We start from the raw sequence: 16804 nt of genomic DNA on the forward strand, positions 1-16804 counted from the left end.
GGTCGCGGGCTTGCTCGTGAACCTCACCAGGCTCCTGGTCGACCTGGCCCGGAAGGACTGAGACAAGGACGTGCCGCACCGACCGTGATCGGTGCGGCACGTTCAGGGACGAAGGCTCAGCCGCGGGTCCGGGCCAACCGCCGGTTGAGCGCCCCGTTCAGCAGCGCGACGAGCAGCCCCACCGCGAACACCAGCGTCCCGAAGCACAGCACCTGCGGCGGCATCCCGGCCTTCGCGGCGCCGTAGACGAACAGCGGGAAGGTCACCGCGGGCCCGGCGACGAACGAGGTGATCACGTAGTCGTCGATCGACATGGCGAGCGCCAGCAGCCCGGCGGCGAGCATGCCCGGCGCCAGCAGCGGCAGGGTGACGAGCCGGAAGGCCTGGAACGGTGTTGCCCCGAGGTCACCTGCGGCCTCTTCGAGTGCACGCGAGGTCCCCGCGATCCGCGCCCGCAGCACCACGACCACGTAGGCGACGTCGAACGCCACGTGCGTGATGAGCACGGTCAGGAACCCGGTGCCGAGCCCCACCGACAGGAAGAAGGAGAGCGACGCGGAACCGACGACGATCGACGGCGCCGCGATGTCGGCGAACACGACGGTGTTCACGACGCCGCGACCCGGGAACCGGTACCGCTCCAGGGCCAGCGCAAGGGGCAACCCGATCGCGACGGAGATGATCGCGGCGAGGAACGCGACGAGCACCGAGGTGACGAACGCCGCCCCGAGCCCGGACACGTTCACCAGGTTCGCGTACCAGTAGGTCGTGAAACCGTTCCAGGCGAACGACAGCCGGTTGGTGGGGGCGTCGTTGAACGAGTACGCGATCATGTAGACGATCGGCACCAGGGTGATCGCGATCGTCACCCAGTACACGATCGCGAGCCAGGGCCCACGACGGTTCACCCCGTGGCGACGCGGACGGCCGGCGACGGGACCGGTCACGGGCGAGGCCGGAGCGGCGGCGGAACGGGACGGTGCGACGGCGGTCATACGAGGTCCTCGAGGTCGTCGGTGCCGGAGACGCGGGCGTAGATGAACAGGATGATGCCGAGCACGACCATGAGCACGGTCGACAGGGCCGCGGCGACGTTGTACTGCTGGTTGCCGGAGTAGGCGTCCTGGATCGCCTGACCGATCGTGTACGTGTTCGTGCCGCCGAGCAGGGCCGAGTTCACCGGGTCGCCGACGCTGTCGATGAAGACGAGCAGGACCCCGGCGAAGATGCCCGAGCGGGACAGCGGCAGCGTTGTGTGCCAGAACGCCCGGAACTTGCCGGCGTACAGGTCGTTCGCGGCCTCACCGAGTCGTGGGTCGATGCGCTCGAGGGCGGCGTAGATCGGCAGCACCATGAAGGCCAGGTCGTTGTAGGCGTCGCCGAAGATCACCGCGCCGCCGGTGCCGAGGATGTGGAAGTCCTTGCCTGCCAGCCCGAGCGCCTGCAGCGTCGTGACGACCGGCCCCTGCGACGCGAGTACGAATGCCCACATGTCGGTCCGGATGATGAACGACACCAGGAAGCTGATGAACACGAGCATGAGCAGCGGGTTCTTCCACCGCGGGGACACCCGGAACGCGATGAAGTACGCCACCGGGTACCCGACGACGATGCAGGCGATCGTGGCGGCGGCGCCGTACCAGAGCGACCGGAGCAGGAACGTCAGGTAGGGCACCTGCGGGTCGACGAACAGCGAGCCGTAGATCCCGAAGTTCCAGGTGAACGTGTAGCCGTCGTCCGGGTTGCCGGTCATGAGCGAGACGATCAGCCCGGACACCAGCGGGATGACGAAGAACACACAGAGGTACGCGGTGCCGACGAGCGCCAGGAAGAACGGTGTGCTCCGACGGCGTCCCCGCCGCACCGGCACGGAACCGGACGGACCGGCGGAACCACCGGGACCGACCCCCGGCGCCACCCCGACCGCGCTCACGACTGCACCACCGCGTTGAAGATGCCGTTCCACTCCGAGTACTCGTCGTAGTTCTCGAACACCCGGAACTCGTGCGACTGCTCCAGCACGTCCGCAGAGGGGAACACGAGCGGGCTGTCCGCCACGGTGGCGTCGTCGAGTTCGTCCCGCACGTAGTCCTCGGCCGCCGGCACCGGGCAGACGTAGTTGACCCAGTCCTCGACGATCCCGGCGACCTTCGGCGTGTAGTAGAAGTTCATCCACTCGAGCGCCGACACCGGGTTCTCGGCCTGCCGTGGGATGAGCATGTTGTCGTGCCAGGTCATCTGCCCCTCTTCCGGCGTGACGAACTCCAGGTCGGGGAACCCGGACTGCTGCGCCTGGAACACGTCGCCCGACCACGCCTGGGTGATCCAGGTGTCGCCGTTCTCCAACCGGTTGATGTAGCTCTGGTCGTAGAAGCCGGTGACGCTGGGCCGCAGTTCGCGCAGCCACGCCTGGGCCTTCCGCCAGTCGGCGGGCGTCGAGGTCTCCGGGTCGATGCCGAGCGCGAGCAGTCCGAGCGACCCGAGTTCGGTGTTGTCGCTCATCAGCCCGATGCGGCCCTTGAAGGCCGGGTCCTGCAGGTCCTTGAGCGAGGTGATCTTCCGCCCGGTGTACTTCGGGTTGTAGGCGAGCCCGGTGAACCCGGTCTGCCAGACGACGGAGTGCTTGTTGCCCGGGTCGTAGATGGGGTCCTTCACGGAGTCCGAGGCGTTCGCGGCGAAGTTCGGCAGCCGCGAGTGGTCGAGTTCGCACACGAACCCGTTCTTGATCATCTGGGTCAGCTCGAACCCGTTCGTCATGACGACGAGGTCGTAGCCGGTCGCACCGTGCGCCCGCAGGATCGGTGAGACGGTCGCGTAGAAGGTCGCGTTGTCCTGGATCACCGCCTGGTAGTCGACCGCGATCCCGGTCTTCTGCTTGAACAGCGCCAGGGACTCGGACTTGCCGTGGTCGGAGTCGATGTACAGCGGCCAGTTCGCGAAGTTCAGGGTGCCGGTCGCCCTCGCGTCCTTCCAGAACGCCGCCCAGTCGACGGTGTCCTCGGCGCCGGCGGCGGCGGAGCCCTTGATGCTGCAACCGGTGAGCAGCGCGGCCAGTGCGGCGGCCCCGCCGCCGGCCAGCAGGCCGCGTCGGCTGACGCGGGCCGACGTCAGCCCGCGCAGCAGGTCCGGACCGGGCACCGCGCCGGTCACGCGAGCGATCCTGCCGTGGCGGGGACGGCCTGGAGGCCCGGGTCGTCCTGGGTGGTGACGGTCGCGTCGGACGCGGGGTGCGCCTCCAGGCCGAAACCGTGGTCGACGCCCCACGTGAGCCAGACCTCGGTGCCGGTCGCGATCCGCGGCCCGCCCTTCGAGTTCTGCGCGAACACCGAGACGCGCCCGGCGCCCGGCACGTCGACCAGGTACTGGGTGCTGACGCCGGAGAACGAGACGTCCACGACTCGGCCCGGGCCGAGGATGTTCCGGCCGGCCTCGGGGGTCGGTTCGGCGGTGCGGATCTTGAGCTTCTCGGGCCGGACGCCGACGACGACGCGACCGGTCGTGGCGACGGCTCGGTCGGCCGGCACGGCGATCGAACCGGCCGCGGTCGCGACGACGAGCAGGCCGGCGTCGGTGCCGCGCACCTCGCCCTCGAGCAGGTTCGACTGGCCGAGGAAGTTCGCGACGAACGCCGTGCGCGGCAACTCGTACAGGTCCTGCGGGCTGCCCATCTGCTCGATCCGACCGCCGTTCATGACGGCGACGGTGTCCGCCATCGTCATCGCCTCTTCCTGGTCGTGGGTGACGTGCAGGAACGTGAGCCCGACCTCGGCCTGGATCGTCTTCAGCTCGAGCTGCATCTGGTGGCGGAGCTTCAGGTCGAGGGCGCCGAGGGGCTCGTCGAGCAGCAGCAGGGCCGGCCGGTTCACGATCGCGCGGGCCAGGGCGACGCGCTGCTGCATGCCACCGGAGAGCTGGGCGGGCCGCTTCGACGCCGACCCCTCGAGCTCGACGAGCCGCAGCGCTTCCTTCGCCTTCGTCATCGGGTCCGGGATCCTGCGCCGCTTCAGCCCGAACGCGACGTTGTCGAGCACGCTCATGTGCGGGAACAGCGCGTAGTTCTGGAACACCGTGTTGACGGGCCGTTGGTACGGCTTCGTGTCGGTGACGTCCTGGCCGCCGATGGTGATGGTGCCGCTCGTGGGTTCCTCGAGCCCGGCGACGAGCCGCAGGGTCGTCGTCTTGCCGCAGCCCGACGGACCGAGCAACGCGAAGAACGAGCCGGCGGGCACCGTCAGGTCGAGGCTGTCCACCGCGGTGTGGCCGGGGAAGGACTTCGTGATCTGGTCGAGCCGGAGATCGGCTCCCGATTCGGCGAACGTTCCGGTCATTGCCATGGTGCCTCCAGGGGGGTGGTCGGCCTCAGCCGATGTAGGACATGACGTGCTTGATGCGGGTGTAGTCGTCGAAGCCGTACTGGGACAGGTCCTTGCCGTACCCGCTGTGCTTGAACCCGCCGTGCGGCATCTCGGCGACGATCGGGATGTGCGTGTTGATCCACACGCAGCCGAAGTCCAGGTCACGGGCAAAGCGCATCGCCCGCGCGTGGTCGGTCGTCCACACCGAACTCGCCAGGCCGTACTCGACGCCGTTCGCCCACGTCAGGGCCTGCTGTTCCGTCGAGAACCGCTGCACGGTCTGCACCGGGCCGAAGATCTCCTGCTGCACGGCCCGGTCGTCCTGGCGCAGGCCGGCGACGATCGTGGCCTCGTGGAAGTACCCGCGGTCGCCCTGTCGTGCGCCGCCGAGCTCGATCGTCGCGTGGTCGGGCAGCGTGTCCAGGAACGACTGCACGTGCGCGAGCTGGTTCGCGTTGTTGACGGGGCCGTAGTAACCGTCCGACCCGGTTCTCGCGTTGAGCCGTGCCTCTGCGGCGAGCGCCGCCACGAACTCGTCGTGGATGCCGTCCTGCACGAGCAGCCGGGTGGCGGCGGTGCAGTCCTGTCCGGCGTTGAAGAACCCGGCGGCGACGATCCCGGCCACCGCCGAGGGGATGTCCGCGTCGTCGAACACGATCACGGGTGCCTTGCCGCCGAGCTCCAGGTGGGTGCGCTTGAGGTCACCGGCGGCGGCGCGCGCGACTTCCATGCCGGCGCGGACGGACCCGGTGATGGACACGAGCTGCGGGGTGGGGTGGTCGATCATCGCTGCACCGGTGGTGCGGTCCCCCACCACGACGTTCAGGACCCCCGGCGGCAGGAACTCGGCGGCGACCTCGGCGAGCAGCAGGGTCGACAGGGGCGTCGTGTCGCTCGGCTTGAGCACGGTGGTGTTCCCCGCGGCGAGCGCCGGCGCGAACTTCCACACCGCCATGTTGAGCGGGTAGTTCCACGGGGTGACCTGGGCGACGACACCGATGGGTTCACGCCGGACGAACGAGGTGTGGTCGGCCAGGTACTCGCCGGCGCTCCGGCCCTCGAGGTTCCGGGCGGCCCCGGCGAAGAAGCGGATCTGGTCGACGGACAGCAGGATCTCGTCCTCGACCAGGGTGGCGCGGGGCTTCCCGGTGTCGAGCGACTCGAGGTCGGCGAACTCCGACGCCCGCTGCTCCATCGCGTCGGCGATCCGGAACAGGGCGAGCTGCCGTTCGCCGGGGGTGGTGCGGCGCCAGGTCTCGAACGCGGTCGCGGCCGCACCGAAGGCGGCGTCGACGTCGGCGGGGGTGGACACCGGGGACGTGCCGTAGACGTGCTCGTCGGTCGGGTCGACCAGGTCGAACGTGGTGTCGGCGGTCGACTCGACCCAGGTACCACCGACGAAGTTCCACAGGACCCGGGTGTCGGTGTCCGCCGTCGCCGTGCTCTGTGCGTCCAGCATGGCGGTGATACTGACACGGATTCCGGCGGTGCGGAAGAAGGATCCGGAGGTTGTGGAGAACTGTAACAACGGAAATCGTCGCGAAACACGGAGTTCACAACGGAATCCCTTGCGCACCCCGAACCTCGCTGCCATGCTGTCCGGCATGGCGGCAGCACCACGACGTCCGGGACCGATCGACGACACCTCGAAACGGATCATCGAGCAACTCCAGGCGGACGGGCGTCGCCCGTACGGCGAGATCGGCAAGGCCGTCGGTCTCAGTGAAGCGGCGGTCCGGCAGCGTGTGCAGAAGCTGACCGAGACCGGCGTCATGCAGATCGTCGCGGTCACCGACCCGATGCAACTGGGCTTCCACCGCCAGGCGATGATCGGCATCCGGGTCAGCGGCGACACCCGAACCGTCGCCGATGCCCTGGAACAGCTGCCGGCGGTCGACTACCTCGTGATGACCGCCGGCAGCTTCGACCTGATGGTCGAGGTCGTGTGCGAGGACGACGACGACCTGATCGAACTGCTCAACGGCACCATCCGGGCCATCCCGGGCGTCGCCGGCACCGAGACCTTCGTCTACCTGCAACTCCGCAAACAGCTCTACGACTGGGGAACGCGATGACCATCTCCGAACAGGCCACAGGCCGGACCACGACGGGCCCGGCCGCCCGCCTCCACTCCTACGACCCGTTCGCACCGGTCGACGACGCCGACCTGCAGCGGAAGTCCCGGGACCACCTGTGGATGCACTTCGCCCGGCACGGCGCGAACCAGGCCGGCGCCGACGTGCCGATCATGGTGCGCGGCGAAGGCCACCACGTCTACGACAGCCACGGCAAGGAGTACATCGACGGGCTGTCCGGCCTGTTCGTCGTCGCCGCCGGGCACGGGCGGAAGCGCCTGGCCGAGATGGCCGCGAAGCAGGCGGAGACGCTGAGCTTCTTCCCGATCTGGTCGTACGCGCACCCCGCCGCGATCGAGCTCGCCGACCGACTGGCCGAGCACGCCCCCGGTGACCTCAACAAGGTCTTCTACTCCACGGGCGGCGGCGAGGCGGTGGAGACGGCCTTCAAGCTCGCGAAGTACTACTGGAAGCTCCAGGGCAAGCCGATGAAGCACAAGGTGATCTCCCGCGCGGTCGCCTACCACGGCACCCCGCAGGGCGCCCTGGCGATCACCGGCATCCCGGCGATGAAGGAGATGTTCGAGCCCCTGACCCCCGGCGGCTTCCGGGTGCCGAACACGAACTCGTACCGCGCCGAGGAGATGGGCTTCCCCGGGGGCACCGAGGAGCAGTTCGGTTTCTGGGCGGCGGAGCGGATCCGCGAGATGATCGAGTTCGAGGGCCCCGACACCGTCGCCGCGGTGTTCCTCGAGCCAGTGCAGAACTCCGGCGGCTGCTTCACCCCGCCGCCCGGGTACTTCCAGCGGGTGCGCGAGATCTGCGACGAGTACGACGTGCTGCTCGTCTCGGACGAGGTCATCTGCGCCTTCGGCCGGATCGGCACGATGTTCGCCTGCGACACCTACGGCTTCGTGCCGGACATGATCACGTGCGCCAAGGCGATGACCTCCGGGTACTCCCCGATCGGTGCGACGATCATCAGCGACCGGCTGTTCGAGCCGTTCTCCAAGGGGGACACGACCTTCTACCACGGCTACACGTTCGGCGGGCACCCGGTGTCGGCCGCAGTCGCGATGGAGAACCTCGACATCTTCGAGGAAGAGGGGCTGCTCACCAACGTGCAGCAGAACGCCCCGCTCTTCCGTGCCGAGCTCGACACCCTGCTCGACCTGCCGATCGTCGGGGACGTCCGCGGTGACGGCTACTTCTACGGCATCGAGCTCGTCAAGGACAAGGCCACCAAGACGACCTTCGACGACGACGAGTCCGAGCGGCTGCTGCGCGGGTTCCTGTCGAAGGCGCTGTTCGACGCGGGGCTGTACTGCCGGGCCGACGACCGCGGTGACCCCGTCGTGCAGCTCGCACCGCCGCTGACCATCGGGCAGCCGGAGTTCCGCGAGATGACGTCGATCCTGCGCAGTGTCCTGTCCGAGGCCTGGACGAAGATCTGACCGTGAGCGGCTACCGGGGCGTCTCGTTCTGGCTCGACCAGCTCGCGTCCACCGGACGCGACGACCTGACGCCCCGGCCGCCGCTCGACGGCGACACGACGGCCGACGTCGCGATCGTGGGCGGTGGACTGACGGGTCTCTGGACCGCGTGGTACCTGCACCAGGCCGACCCGGGCCTCCAGATCGTCGTCCTGGAACGCGAGATCGCCGGCTTCGGCGCGTCCGGTCGCAACGGCGGCTGGTGCTCGGCGCTGTTCCCGCGGTCTGCCTCGGCGATCGCCGAGGAGCACGGGCGGGACGCCGCCCTCGCGCTCCGCGCAGCGATGCGCGACACCGTCGACGAGGTCGGCCGCGCAGCGTCCGAAGCCGAGGTCGACTGCGACTACGTGAAGGGCGGGACCGTCCTGTACGCACGCTCCGCCGTGCAGGAACGCGCCGCCCACGACGAGGTCGCGTCCTCCGCGACATGGGGCGACGACATGGAGTGGCGGGCCGCTCGACCGGGTGACGCCGCCGGATCGGCGGGGGTCGCGTGGACCCCGGACTGCGCGCGCGTGCAGCCCGCCGCGTTGGTGCGTGGCCTCGCGGCCGCCCTGGAGGCCCGTGGCGTCCGGATCGCGGAGCACACGCCCGTCTCGTCCTGGGATCGCGGGCGTGTGGTCACGTCGCGCGGCACCGTGACGGCGGGCACCGTGGTGATCGCGGTCGAGGGGTACGGCGCCCAGCTGGAGCAGACGAAGCGGCGGATCCTGCCGCTGTACTCGCTCATGATCGCGACGGCCCCGCTGCCGGCGTCCGCGTGGGAACGCATCGGACTCGAGCACGGGCAGACGTTCTCCGACTACCGGCACCTGCTCGTGTACGGGCAGCGCACGGCCGACGACCGGCTGGCGTTCGGCGGCCGCGGAGCCCGCTACCACTGGGGATCCTCGATCACACCCGGGTACGACCGGGTGCCGCGGGTGTTCGAGCACCTGCGGAAGGCCCTGGTCGACCTGTTCCCCGTCGTCGCGGACGCCCCGGTCACCCACACGTGGGGCGGCCCGCTCGGGGTGCCGCGCGACTGGTGCGCCTCGGTGACCTGGGACGGACACGTCGGCAGCGCCGGCGGGTACGTCGGTGACGGCCTGTCGACGACGAACCTGGCCGGCCGGACCCTCGCCGACCTCGTGCGCGGGGAGTCGACGGCACTGACCGCACTGCCGTGGGTGAACCACCGGTCGCCCGACTGGGAGCCCGAGCCGCTGCGGTTCCTCGGGGCGAACGCGGGACTCGTCGCGACCGACCTGGCCGACCGCGAAGAAGCACTGACCGGGCGGCCGAGTCTGGCGGCCCGGCTCATGGCACCACTGACCGGAGGGCACTGATGGCTGCCGGTCTCGACGCCGACGTCGTGGTCGTCGGGGCGGGGGTCGCCGGGCTCGCCGCCGCCCGGGCGCTCGCACTGGGCGGGCAGCGGGTCGTCGTGCTCGAGGCCCGCGACCGGATCGGCGGGCGCACCTGGACCGACGCGTCACTCGGGGTGCCGGTCGACCTCGGTGCCTCGTGGATCCACGGCGTCGACGGCAACCCGCTCTGGGCCCTGGCACCCCGGTTCGGCATCGACACCGTGGAGTTCACGGTCGGCAGCTTCCAGTTCGACGGCCGGCCGATCGCCTGGCACGACCCGTCCGGCGCCGCACTCTCCGCCGAGGACACGTCGGCGTTCGTGGCGGACCTGCACACCGTCGACGCGGCCCTCGACGCCGTCGTCGCGCATGCTCCCCCGCCCTCGACCTACGCGGCCGCCGTCGACACCGTGCTCCGCTCGCTGCGGTGGCAGGGCGACCGAGCAGCGCGCGTCCGCGAGTACACGGCCCACCGGTCCGAGGACCTCTGCGGCGCACCCGTCACCGTCCTCGACGCGCACGGCCTCGACGAAGAGCACGTCCCCGGCGACGAGGTGGTGTTCCCCGGCGGCTACGCCCAGTACGCCCGCGCGCTGGCCGAGGGTCTCGACGTCCGGCTGTCGTCGGTCGTGCGGTCGGTGACCCAGGCCGACGACTCGGTGACGGTGGGGCTCGCCGACGGCACCACCGTCGTCGCGCCGCAGGTCGTCGTCACCGTGCCGCTCGGGGTGCTGCAGGCCGGCGACGTGGTCTTCGACCCACCCCTGTCCGCGCCGGTGACCGGAGCGCTCGACCGGCTCGGGATGGGCACCTACGACAAGGTGTTCCTGCGGTTCCCCACACGGTTCTGGGGCGACTCGTGGGTGGTCCGGCAGCAGGGGTCCGCCGGGGTCGACTGGCACTCCTGGTACGACATGTCCCGGGTGACCGGTGCGCCGGTGCTCGCCGCCCTGGTCGGTGGCGCCGGAGCCCGTCGGCTCGAGACCCTGCCGGACGCCATGGTCGTCGACGAGGGGGTGGCGGCGCTGCGGAGGATGTTCGGCCCGTCCGTCCCCCGGCCCGAGGCGTTCCGGATCACCCGGTGGGCCGAGGACCCCTTCTCACGGGGCTCGTACTCGTACCTGCACGTCGGGGCGTCACCCGACGACCACGACCTGCTCGGTACCCCGTCCGGCCGGGTGCAGCTCGCCGGCGAGGCCACGTGGAGCGACGACCCGGCAACCGTGCACGGTGCGCTGCTGTCCGGGCTGCGGGCGGCCGGGCGGTTGCTCGGCACCGAGGTCGAGCCGCTCTCGCTCGCCGACCCGCTGTCCTCGGTGTCGGCCCGTGCGACACTCGCTCCGTGACACCGACGAGGACCCGACCGCGACACGAACACCGGGCACCGGTCGCCGTCGCGGTCCTGGTGAACCTGGCGCTGAGCCTGTTCCTGCCCGACGAGGTGCTGTTCTTCCCGTCGTGGGTGGTGCCCGTCCTGGGCGTCCTGCTGCTCGCCCCGCTCATCGTCTTCAACCCGCGGCGTCTGACGCGCGAGACCACGTGGTCGCGGTGGCTGTCGTTCGCCCTGGCGGCCCTGCTCACCGTCGCCAGCCAGCTCACCGTCGTCCGGACCATCACCGAGCTGCTCGGCGGCCACGCGGACGGTGCGGCGGTGCTGCTCACCGCACTGCAGGTCTGGGTGAGCACGATCATCGTCTTCGGGCTCGTCTACTGGGAGCTCGACCGCGGGGGTCCGGTGGCACGGCGGCGCCCCGAACTGTGGTCGACGGCCGAGGCGGACTTCCAGTTCCCGCAGGAGACCGACCCGAGGACCGCGGACTGGCGGCCGGTCTACCTCGACTACCTCTACGTGGCGATGACGAACATGATGGCGTTCAGCCCGACGGACACGATGCCGATGACCGTCCGGGCGAAGATGATCATGGCCTACCAGGCGCTCAGCGGGTTCATCCTGCTGGCGCTGGTCATCTCGCGCGCGGTCAACATCATCAGCTGACCCACCCGACGGGCACCCCGCGCGAGATGCGCGGGGTGCCCTGGGGCTCAGCCCTTGCGCCACAGCTCGACCAGGAACCGGGCCACGGTCACGAGCAAGCTCGCGATCCCCAGCCACGGCACCGGACGGCCGCGACGCGGTTCGGTGTCGTTCGACATCGGACCACCTTCGTGTCAGCGCCGGCGGACACGAGAAGTGCAGGCCGAGGGATGCAACTCGCTCGACGAGCGCGTTACACTGGCTCCGAGTTTCAGGCTCGGGACCCAGTTCGTCCCTCGTTCTCCACTCGGAGGACAGATCGAAGCCCACCACTGTTGCTGCAGTGGTGGGCTTCTTCTCTGCCCGGGCCCGCGTCCCGGCGACGACACGGAGCCCGAGACCAGCATACTGATATTCGAGAGTCGAAGCCGGGGTCTTGCTTCAGTTGACCATGTGATCAACAATGGCGCATGGACCTCGTCACCGCACCCTCGCTCCCGTCGCCGCTGCACGCCGACACGGGCGCACCCCCCCGATCGCTCCGCGTCGCCCTCGTCCAGATGCGGTGGCTCCCCGACCCGGACGAGCACCTGGCCCAGCTCGCCGACGGCATCGCGACCGCCGCAGCGAACGGAGCCACCGCGGTGTTCCTGCCCGAACTCACGCTGCGCCGCTACCCGGGTGACACCCCGGCGACCGGGACCCCGAAGGACCTCGCCGAGTCGCTGCAGGACGGCCCGACAGTCGCCTTCGCCCGTGCCCAGGCGATCGAGCACGGGGTGTTCGTGCACGCCTCGCTGTACGAGCGGCCGGGCGACGACGACCAGCCCGACGACCCCCGCGGCTACAACACCGCCGTCCTCGTCGCCCCCGACGGCACCCTGGTCGGCCGGACCCGGAAGACCCACATCCCGATCAGCGCCGGCTACCACGAGGACACGTACTTCCGCCCGGGGACCGACGACGATGCCTTCCCGGTGTACGAGCCGGCCGGACTCGGCGCGCGCCTCGGGCTGCCGACCTGCTGGGACGAGTGGTTCCCCGAGGTGGCCCGGTCCTACGGCCTCGCCGGGTCCGAGGTGCTCGTGTACCCGACGGCGATCGGCTCCGAACCGACCTTCCCCGACTTCGACACCGCACCGATCTGGCAGCGGGTGATCGTGGCGAACGGCATCACGGCCGGGCAGTTCATGGTCGTGCCGAATCGGTGGGGCGACGAGGGCGACATCACGTTCTACGGCTCGTCCTTCATCTCGGACCCGTTCGGCCGCGTGCTCGTCGAGGCTCCCCGTGACGCGAGCGTGGTGCTCGTCGCCGACCTCGACCTCGACGCCCGGACGGAGTGGCTCCGGCTGTTCCCCTTCTACCTGACCCGGCGACCCGACCTGTACGCCGGGCTCGTCGACCCCGTCGACGAGGAACGCCACGCGTACGGCGCACGCGACGCGATCGACGCAGCCCTGGCCGTGGAACCGGCCACCACCGGACGCGAGGTGCGCGCATGACGTGGGTGATGCCTCCCGAGACGGCTCCGCAGGAACGCACCTGGATGGCGTTCCCGCGCCCCGGCTTGACGCTCGGCGACGACGCGGCGAGCGCCGAGGCCGCGCGCACGGCGTGGGCGACCACGGCCAACACGATCAGCGAGCACCAGCCGGTGACCGTCGTCGTGGACCCGGTCGCACGGGCAGATGCGGGTCGCCTGCTGTCGTCCGGCGTGGACGTGCTCGAGGCGCCCCTCGACGACTTCTGGATGCGCGACACCGGGCCGACGTTCGTCGTCGACGACGTGGCCGGTGCGCTCGGCGCCGTCGACTGGGTCTTCAACGGCTGGGGCGCGAACCCGTGGTCGACCTGGACGCGTGACGCCGAGGTCGCCACCACGGTCGCCGGTGCTGCGGGAGCCAGGCGGATCCCGTCGCTGCTCGTCAACGAGGGCGGGGCGATCCACGTCGACGGCGCCGGCACCGTCCTGGTGACGGAGACGGTGCAGCTCGACCCGCGCCGGAACCCGTACGCCGACCGGGAGCGCGTCGAGCTGGAGCTGGCGCGCACGATCGGCGCCACACGGGTGATCTGGCTGCCCCGCGGTCTGACGCGCGACTACGACGGCTTCGGCACCCGGGGCCACGTCGACATGGTGGCCACCTTCGCCGACCCGGGCACGGTCCTGCTGCACGCCCAGCCGGATGCCGGCCACCCGGACCACCTGGTCATGCCCCAGATCCGGCGAGCGCTCGAGCAGGCGACCGACGCGACGATCATCGAGTTGCCCGCCCCCTCGACGCTGTCGGACGACGGTGGACCGGTGGACTGGAACTACGTGAACCACGTCGTGGTGAACGGCGCCGTGATCGCCTGCTCGTTCGGCGATCCGGTCGCTGACGACCGCGCCAGGGGCATCCTCGCCGAGGCGTACCCGGGCCGACGGGTCCGCTCGATCGACGCGCGACAGGTGTTCGCGCGCGGCGGCGGGCTGCACTGCATCACGCAGCAGCAACCGGTGGCCTGAACCACTGCCGCGGTGTACAGCGGGTGCCGATCACCTGTACACCGCGGCCGGTCCGCCCACTGCCGACCCGTCGGTATGGTGCTCCGAACTGATCCGGGCGACGCTGCCCGGCCCCGAAGAGCAGGGAAGTCACATGGCATCACCGATCGCGGTCACCGCGCCGGCAGCACCGGTGCGCGGCGGGTCGCTGAAGCGGAGCCTCGGGCTCTGGGCGATCGTCGGACTCGGCCTCGGCTACATGACCCCGACGGTCGTGTTCGACACCTTCGGGATCGTCTCCGGGCAGACCGACGGCGCGGTGCCGAGCGCGTACCTCATCGCCCTGGTGATCATGGCGCTCACCGCCATCAGCTACGGGAAGATGGTGCGCGTCTACCCTGCCGCCGGTTCCGCGTACACGTACGTCCGGGAGTCGATGCACCCGAACCTCGGCTTCATGGTGGGCTGGGCGTCACTGCTCGACTACCTGCTGCTGCCGATGGTGAATGCCCTGATCATCCGGCTCTACCTGGAGCAGGTGTTCCCCGGGCTGCCGCCGTGGGTGACCGTCGTCGTGTACTCGGTCTTCGTGACGACGGTGATCTGCCTGTCGATGCGCGGCACGTCGAACCTCAACATGGTGCTGCTCGTCGGTGCGGTCCTGGCGATGATCGCGTTCGTGGTCTTCACCGTCATCGAGCTCACCCACGGTGCCGGTGCGGGCACGATCGTCAGCGCCGAACCCTTCGTGCACGACGGCGTGACGATGTCGGCCCTGCTCACCGGGGCGACGGTGGTGTGCTTCTCGTTCATCGGCTTCGACGCCGTGACGATGTACACGGAAGAGGCGAAGTCGATCCGCATCATGCCGAAGGCGATCATGCTGACCGTCCTGCTCGGCGGCGCGATCTTCCTGGTCTCCGCCTACTTCGCCCAGCTCCGCTTCCCCACCAACGCACCGTTCGGCGAGTTCACCGACGACCCGCTCCCCCAGATCGGCCTGCTCGTCGGCGGCCCGGTGTTCCAGGCGGTCCTGGTGTCGGCCGGGTTCGTCGCCGCACTCGCCTCGGGTCTCGCGTCGCACGCCAGCGTCGCCCGCATGCTCATGGTGATGGGCCGGAACAACGTGCTGCCGAAGCGGGTCTTCGGCTACGTGCACCCCCGCACGCACACCCCGGTGTTCAACGTCGTCTTCGTCGGCGCGGTCACCCTGCTGGCGATGAGCTTCTCCCTCGACACGATCGCGGCCTACATCAACTTCGGCGCCCTGATCGCGTTCACCTTCGTCAACGCCACCGTGATCGTGCACTTCGCGATCCGGAACGGGCGCCGTCACACGGCGGGCGACCGCTGGCGCTACATCGTGCTGCCGGGGGTCGCGATGCTCCTGACCGGGGTGCTCTGGTCGCAGCTCCATGCCGACGCCCTGATCGCAGGAGGAGTGTGGGCGGCGATCGGGTTCGTCTACCTGCTCGTCATCACGAAGGGCTTCCGGGTCGCACCGAAGGGCTTCGACGAGAACCAGCCCGTCACCGGTGTGAACAAGCAGCTGACCGACCAGGCCTGACCGCCACCACGAGAGGACGCCATGTACGCCGTCACCGACCCCACCACGGGCACGACCCTCGAGACCTACCCGACCATCACGGACGCCGAGCTGCACGACGCCGTCGCAGTCGCCGACCGCACGCACACCGAGTGGTCACGGACGACGACGGTCGCCGACCGTGCAGCCCTGCTCCACCGGGTCGCGGACCTGTACCGGGAGCGGCACGCCGAACTCGCCGCCACGATCGTGCGCGAGATGGCGAAGCCGATCGACCAGGCCGAGGGCGAGGTCGACTTCTGCGCCGACATCTACGACTACTACGCGGACCACGCAGAGGCGTTCCTGGCGGACCAGCCGATCACCCTGGCGGACGGGTCCGACGGGTCGGCGTTCATCCGCAAGGCCACGATCGGCGTCGTGCTCGGCATCATGCCGTGGAACTTCCCCGCCTACCAGATCGCCCGGTTCGCCGGACCGAACCTGGTCATCGGCAACACCGTCCTGCTGAAGCACGCGCCGCAGTGCCCGGAGTCCGCCCTGGCCATCGAGCGGATCTTCCACGACGCCGGCTTCCCGGTCGGGGCCTACACGAACGTGTTCGCGACGAACGACCAGGTCGCCGACGTCATCGCCGACCCGCGCGTGCAGGGCGTCTCGCTCACCGGTTCGGCGCGCGCCGGTGCCGCGGTCGCCGAGATCGCCGGCCGGAACCTGACGAAGGTGGTGCTCGAACTCGGCGGCTCCGACCCCTTCATCGTGCTGTCCACCGACGACCTGGACGCCGTCGTCGAGTCCGCCGTCACCACCCGGCTCGAAGGCAACGGCCAGGTCTGCAACGCCCCGAAGCGGTTCCTGGTGGTCGACGGCCTGTACGACGAGTTCCTGGCGAAGTTCACCGCGGCGATGTCGGCGGTCGAACCGACCGATCCGAGCGTGCCCGGTGCCGAACTCGGCCCGTTGTCGTCACCGGCCGCGGCCGACCGGCTGCAGGAGCAGCTCGCTGCCGCCGTCGAGCAGGGTGCGACCGTCGTCACGGGCGGCGACCGCCAGGGCAACGCCTTCCTGCCGACGATCCTGACCGACGTCACGCCGGAAAACGACGCCTACCGCGAGGAGTTCTTCGGCCCCGTCGCCGCCGTGTACCGCGTCGCCGACGAGGACGCGGCGATCGCCCTGGCGAACGACACCCCGTACGGCCTCGGCTCGTACCTGTTCACCACCGACGCCGACCAGGCACTCCGGGTCGCCGATCGGATCGAGGCCGGCATGGTCTACGTGAACATCGTCGGCGCGGACAGCCCGGAGCTGCCGTTCGGTGGCGTCAAGGGCAGCGGCTTCGGCCGCGAACTCGGCCCCCTGGGGGCCGACGAGTTCGTGAACAAGAAGCTGATCCGCATTGGCTGACGGACGCGGAGACGCCGGTGTCTGCGCAAGACGCCGCCGAACATGGCGGCGTCTCGCTGACGGGACGGCGTCCGATCAAGACGCCGGTGTGTTGCAGCCGGCCCACGACGGAC

14 protein-coding genes are annotated in these 16804 nt (G+C 70.1%); 9 read left to right on the forward strand and 5 right to left on the reverse strand.

The features are described from left to right. Positions 1–116: 116 nt before the first annotated feature. From QRN49_RS06690 to QRN49_RS06710, 5 genes are read right to left on the reverse strand one after another with little or no spacing between them, the layout of a single operon-like run. Positions 117–995: an ABC transporter permease gene (locus tag QRN49_RS06690; protein WP_209049101.1), complete on the reverse strand. Its 879-nt coding sequence runs from the start codon at positions 993–995 to the stop codon at positions 117–119. Then, positions 992–1933: an ABC transporter permease gene (locus QRN49_RS06695; RefSeq protein ID WP_282819550.1), complete on the reverse strand. Its 942-nt coding sequence runs from the start codon at positions 1931–1933 to the stop codon at positions 992–994. Before QRN49_RS06695 ends, QRN49_RS06690 begins: the two co-directional genes overlap by 4 nt. Further along, positions 1930–3150, reverse strand: coding sequence for an ABC transporter substrate-binding protein (locus QRN49_RS06700; protein ID WP_284754708.1), 1221 nt, complete (start codon positions 3148–3150; stop codon positions 1930–1932). Before QRN49_RS06700 ends, QRN49_RS06695 begins: the two co-directional genes overlap by 4 nt. Beyond that, on the reverse strand, positions 3147–4334 hold the full coding sequence (locus QRN49_RS06705; RefSeq protein ID WP_111234477.1) for an ABC transporter ATP-binding protein: 1188 nt from the start codon (positions 4332–4334) through the stop codon (positions 3147–3149). The genes QRN49_RS06700 and QRN49_RS06705 overlap by 4 nt, the downstream gene beginning before the upstream one ends. Before the next feature lie 25 nt (positions 4335–4359). Continuing rightward, positions 4360–5814, reverse strand: a complete 1455-nt coding sequence (locus tag QRN49_RS06710) for an aminobutyraldehyde dehydrogenase (protein WP_284754711.1) — start codon at positions 5812–5814, stop codon at positions 4360–4362. Positions 5815–5947: 133 nt separating this feature from the next. Here QRN49_RS06710 and QRN49_RS06715 point away from each other — a divergent pair, with 133 nt between their 5' ends. The 9 genes from QRN49_RS06715 (at position 5948) to QRN49_RS06755 (ending at position 16691) form a co-directional block, all read left to right on the forward strand. Continuing rightward, a complete protein-coding gene (locus QRN49_RS06715; RefSeq protein WP_035809531.1) occupies positions 5948–6430 on the forward strand; it encodes an Lrp/AsnC family transcriptional regulator in 483 nt (160 codons plus the stop codon). Further along, complete coding sequence (locus tag QRN49_RS06720; protein WP_111099706.1) at positions 6427–7884, forward strand: aspartate aminotransferase family protein; 1458 nt, start codon at positions 6427–6429, stop codon at positions 7882–7884. The genes QRN49_RS06715 and QRN49_RS06720 overlap by 4 nt, the downstream gene beginning before the upstream one ends. Positions 7885–7886: 2 nt before the next feature. Next, complete coding sequence (locus QRN49_RS06725) at positions 7887–9251, forward strand: NAD(P)/FAD-dependent oxidoreductase (RefSeq protein WP_284754713.1); 1365 nt, start codon at positions 7887–7889, stop codon at positions 9249–9251. After that, positions 9251–10618, forward strand: coding sequence for a flavin monoamine oxidase family protein (locus QRN49_RS06730; protein ID WP_284754715.1), 1368 nt, complete (start codon positions 9251–9253; stop codon positions 10616–10618). The genes QRN49_RS06725 and QRN49_RS06730 overlap by 1 nt, the downstream gene beginning before the upstream one ends. Then, positions 10615–11268, forward strand: a complete 654-nt coding sequence (locus QRN49_RS06735) for a DUF1345 domain-containing protein (protein WP_284754717.1) — start codon at positions 10615–10617, stop codon at positions 11266–11268. The genes QRN49_RS06730 and QRN49_RS06735 overlap by 4 nt, the downstream gene beginning before the upstream one ends. Positions 11269–11717: 449 nt before the next feature. Further along, positions 11718–12752, forward strand: a complete 1035-nt coding sequence (locus QRN49_RS06740; RefSeq protein WP_284754719.1) for a nitrilase-related carbon-nitrogen hydrolase — start codon at positions 11718–11720, stop codon at positions 12750–12752. Further along, on the forward strand, positions 12749–13759 hold the full coding sequence (locus tag QRN49_RS06745; RefSeq protein WP_284754721.1) for an agmatine deiminase family protein: 1011 nt from the start codon (positions 12749–12751) through the stop codon (positions 13757–13759). Before QRN49_RS06740 ends, QRN49_RS06745 begins: the two co-directional genes overlap by 4 nt. A 133-nt stretch (positions 13760–13892) precedes the next feature. Beyond that, entirely contained in the window at positions 13893–15305 is a 1413-nt protein-coding gene (locus QRN49_RS06750; protein WP_284754722.1) for an APC family permease, read from the forward strand. 21 nt (positions 15306–15326) lie between these two features. Next, the gene (locus tag QRN49_RS06755; protein ID WP_209080763.1) at positions 15327–16691 is read left to right on the forward strand and encodes an NAD-dependent succinate-semialdehyde dehydrogenase; all 1365 of its coding nucleotides are present in this window, start codon (positions 15327–15329) and stop codon (positions 16689–16691) included. Positions 16692–16804 lie beyond the last annotated feature (113 nt).

It is taken from the genome of Curtobacterium sp. ME-Dv--P-122a (genome assembly GCF_030209645.1).
Lineage (GTDB): Bacteria > Actinomycetota > Actinomycetes > Actinomycetales > Microbacteriaceae > Curtobacterium > Curtobacterium flaccumfaciens.

Coding starts and splice junctions, on each gene's coding strand:
- QRN49_RS06705 (WP_111234477.1), bottom strand. CDS start 4,334: ATGGCAATGACCGGAACGTTCGCCGAATCGGGAGCCGATCTCCGGCTC.
- QRN49_RS06720 (WP_111099706.1), top strand. CDS start 6,427: ATGACCATCTCCGAACAGGCCACAGGCCGGACCACGACGGGCCCGGCC.
- QRN49_RS06710 (WP_284754711.1), bottom strand. CDS start 5,814: ATGCTGGACGCACAGAGCACGGCGACGGCGGACACCGACACCCGGGTC.
- QRN49_RS06745 (WP_284754721.1), top strand. CDS start 12,749: ATGACGTGGGTGATGCCTCCCGAGACGGCTCCGCAGGAACGCACCTGG.
- QRN49_RS06750 (WP_284754722.1), top strand. CDS start 13,893: ATGGCATCACCGATCGCGGTCACCGCGCCGGCAGCACCGGTGCGCGGC.
- QRN49_RS06730 (WP_284754715.1), top strand. CDS start 9,251: ATGGCTGCCGGTCTCGACGCCGACGTCGTGGTCGTCGGGGCGGGGGTC.
- QRN49_RS06715 (WP_035809531.1), top strand. CDS start 5,948: ATGCTGTCCGGCATGGCGGCAGCACCACGACGTCCGGGACCGATCGAC.
- QRN49_RS06740 (WP_284754719.1), top strand. CDS start 11,718: ATGGACCTCGTCACCGCACCCTCGCTCCCGTCGCCGCTGCACGCCGAC.
- QRN49_RS06755 (WP_209080763.1), top strand. CDS start 15,327: ATGTACGCCGTCACCGACCCCACCACGGGCACGACCCTCGAGACCTAC.
- QRN49_RS06690 (WP_209049101.1), bottom strand. CDS start 995: ATGACCGCCGTCGCACCGTCCCGTTCCGCCGCCGCTCCGGCCTCGCCC.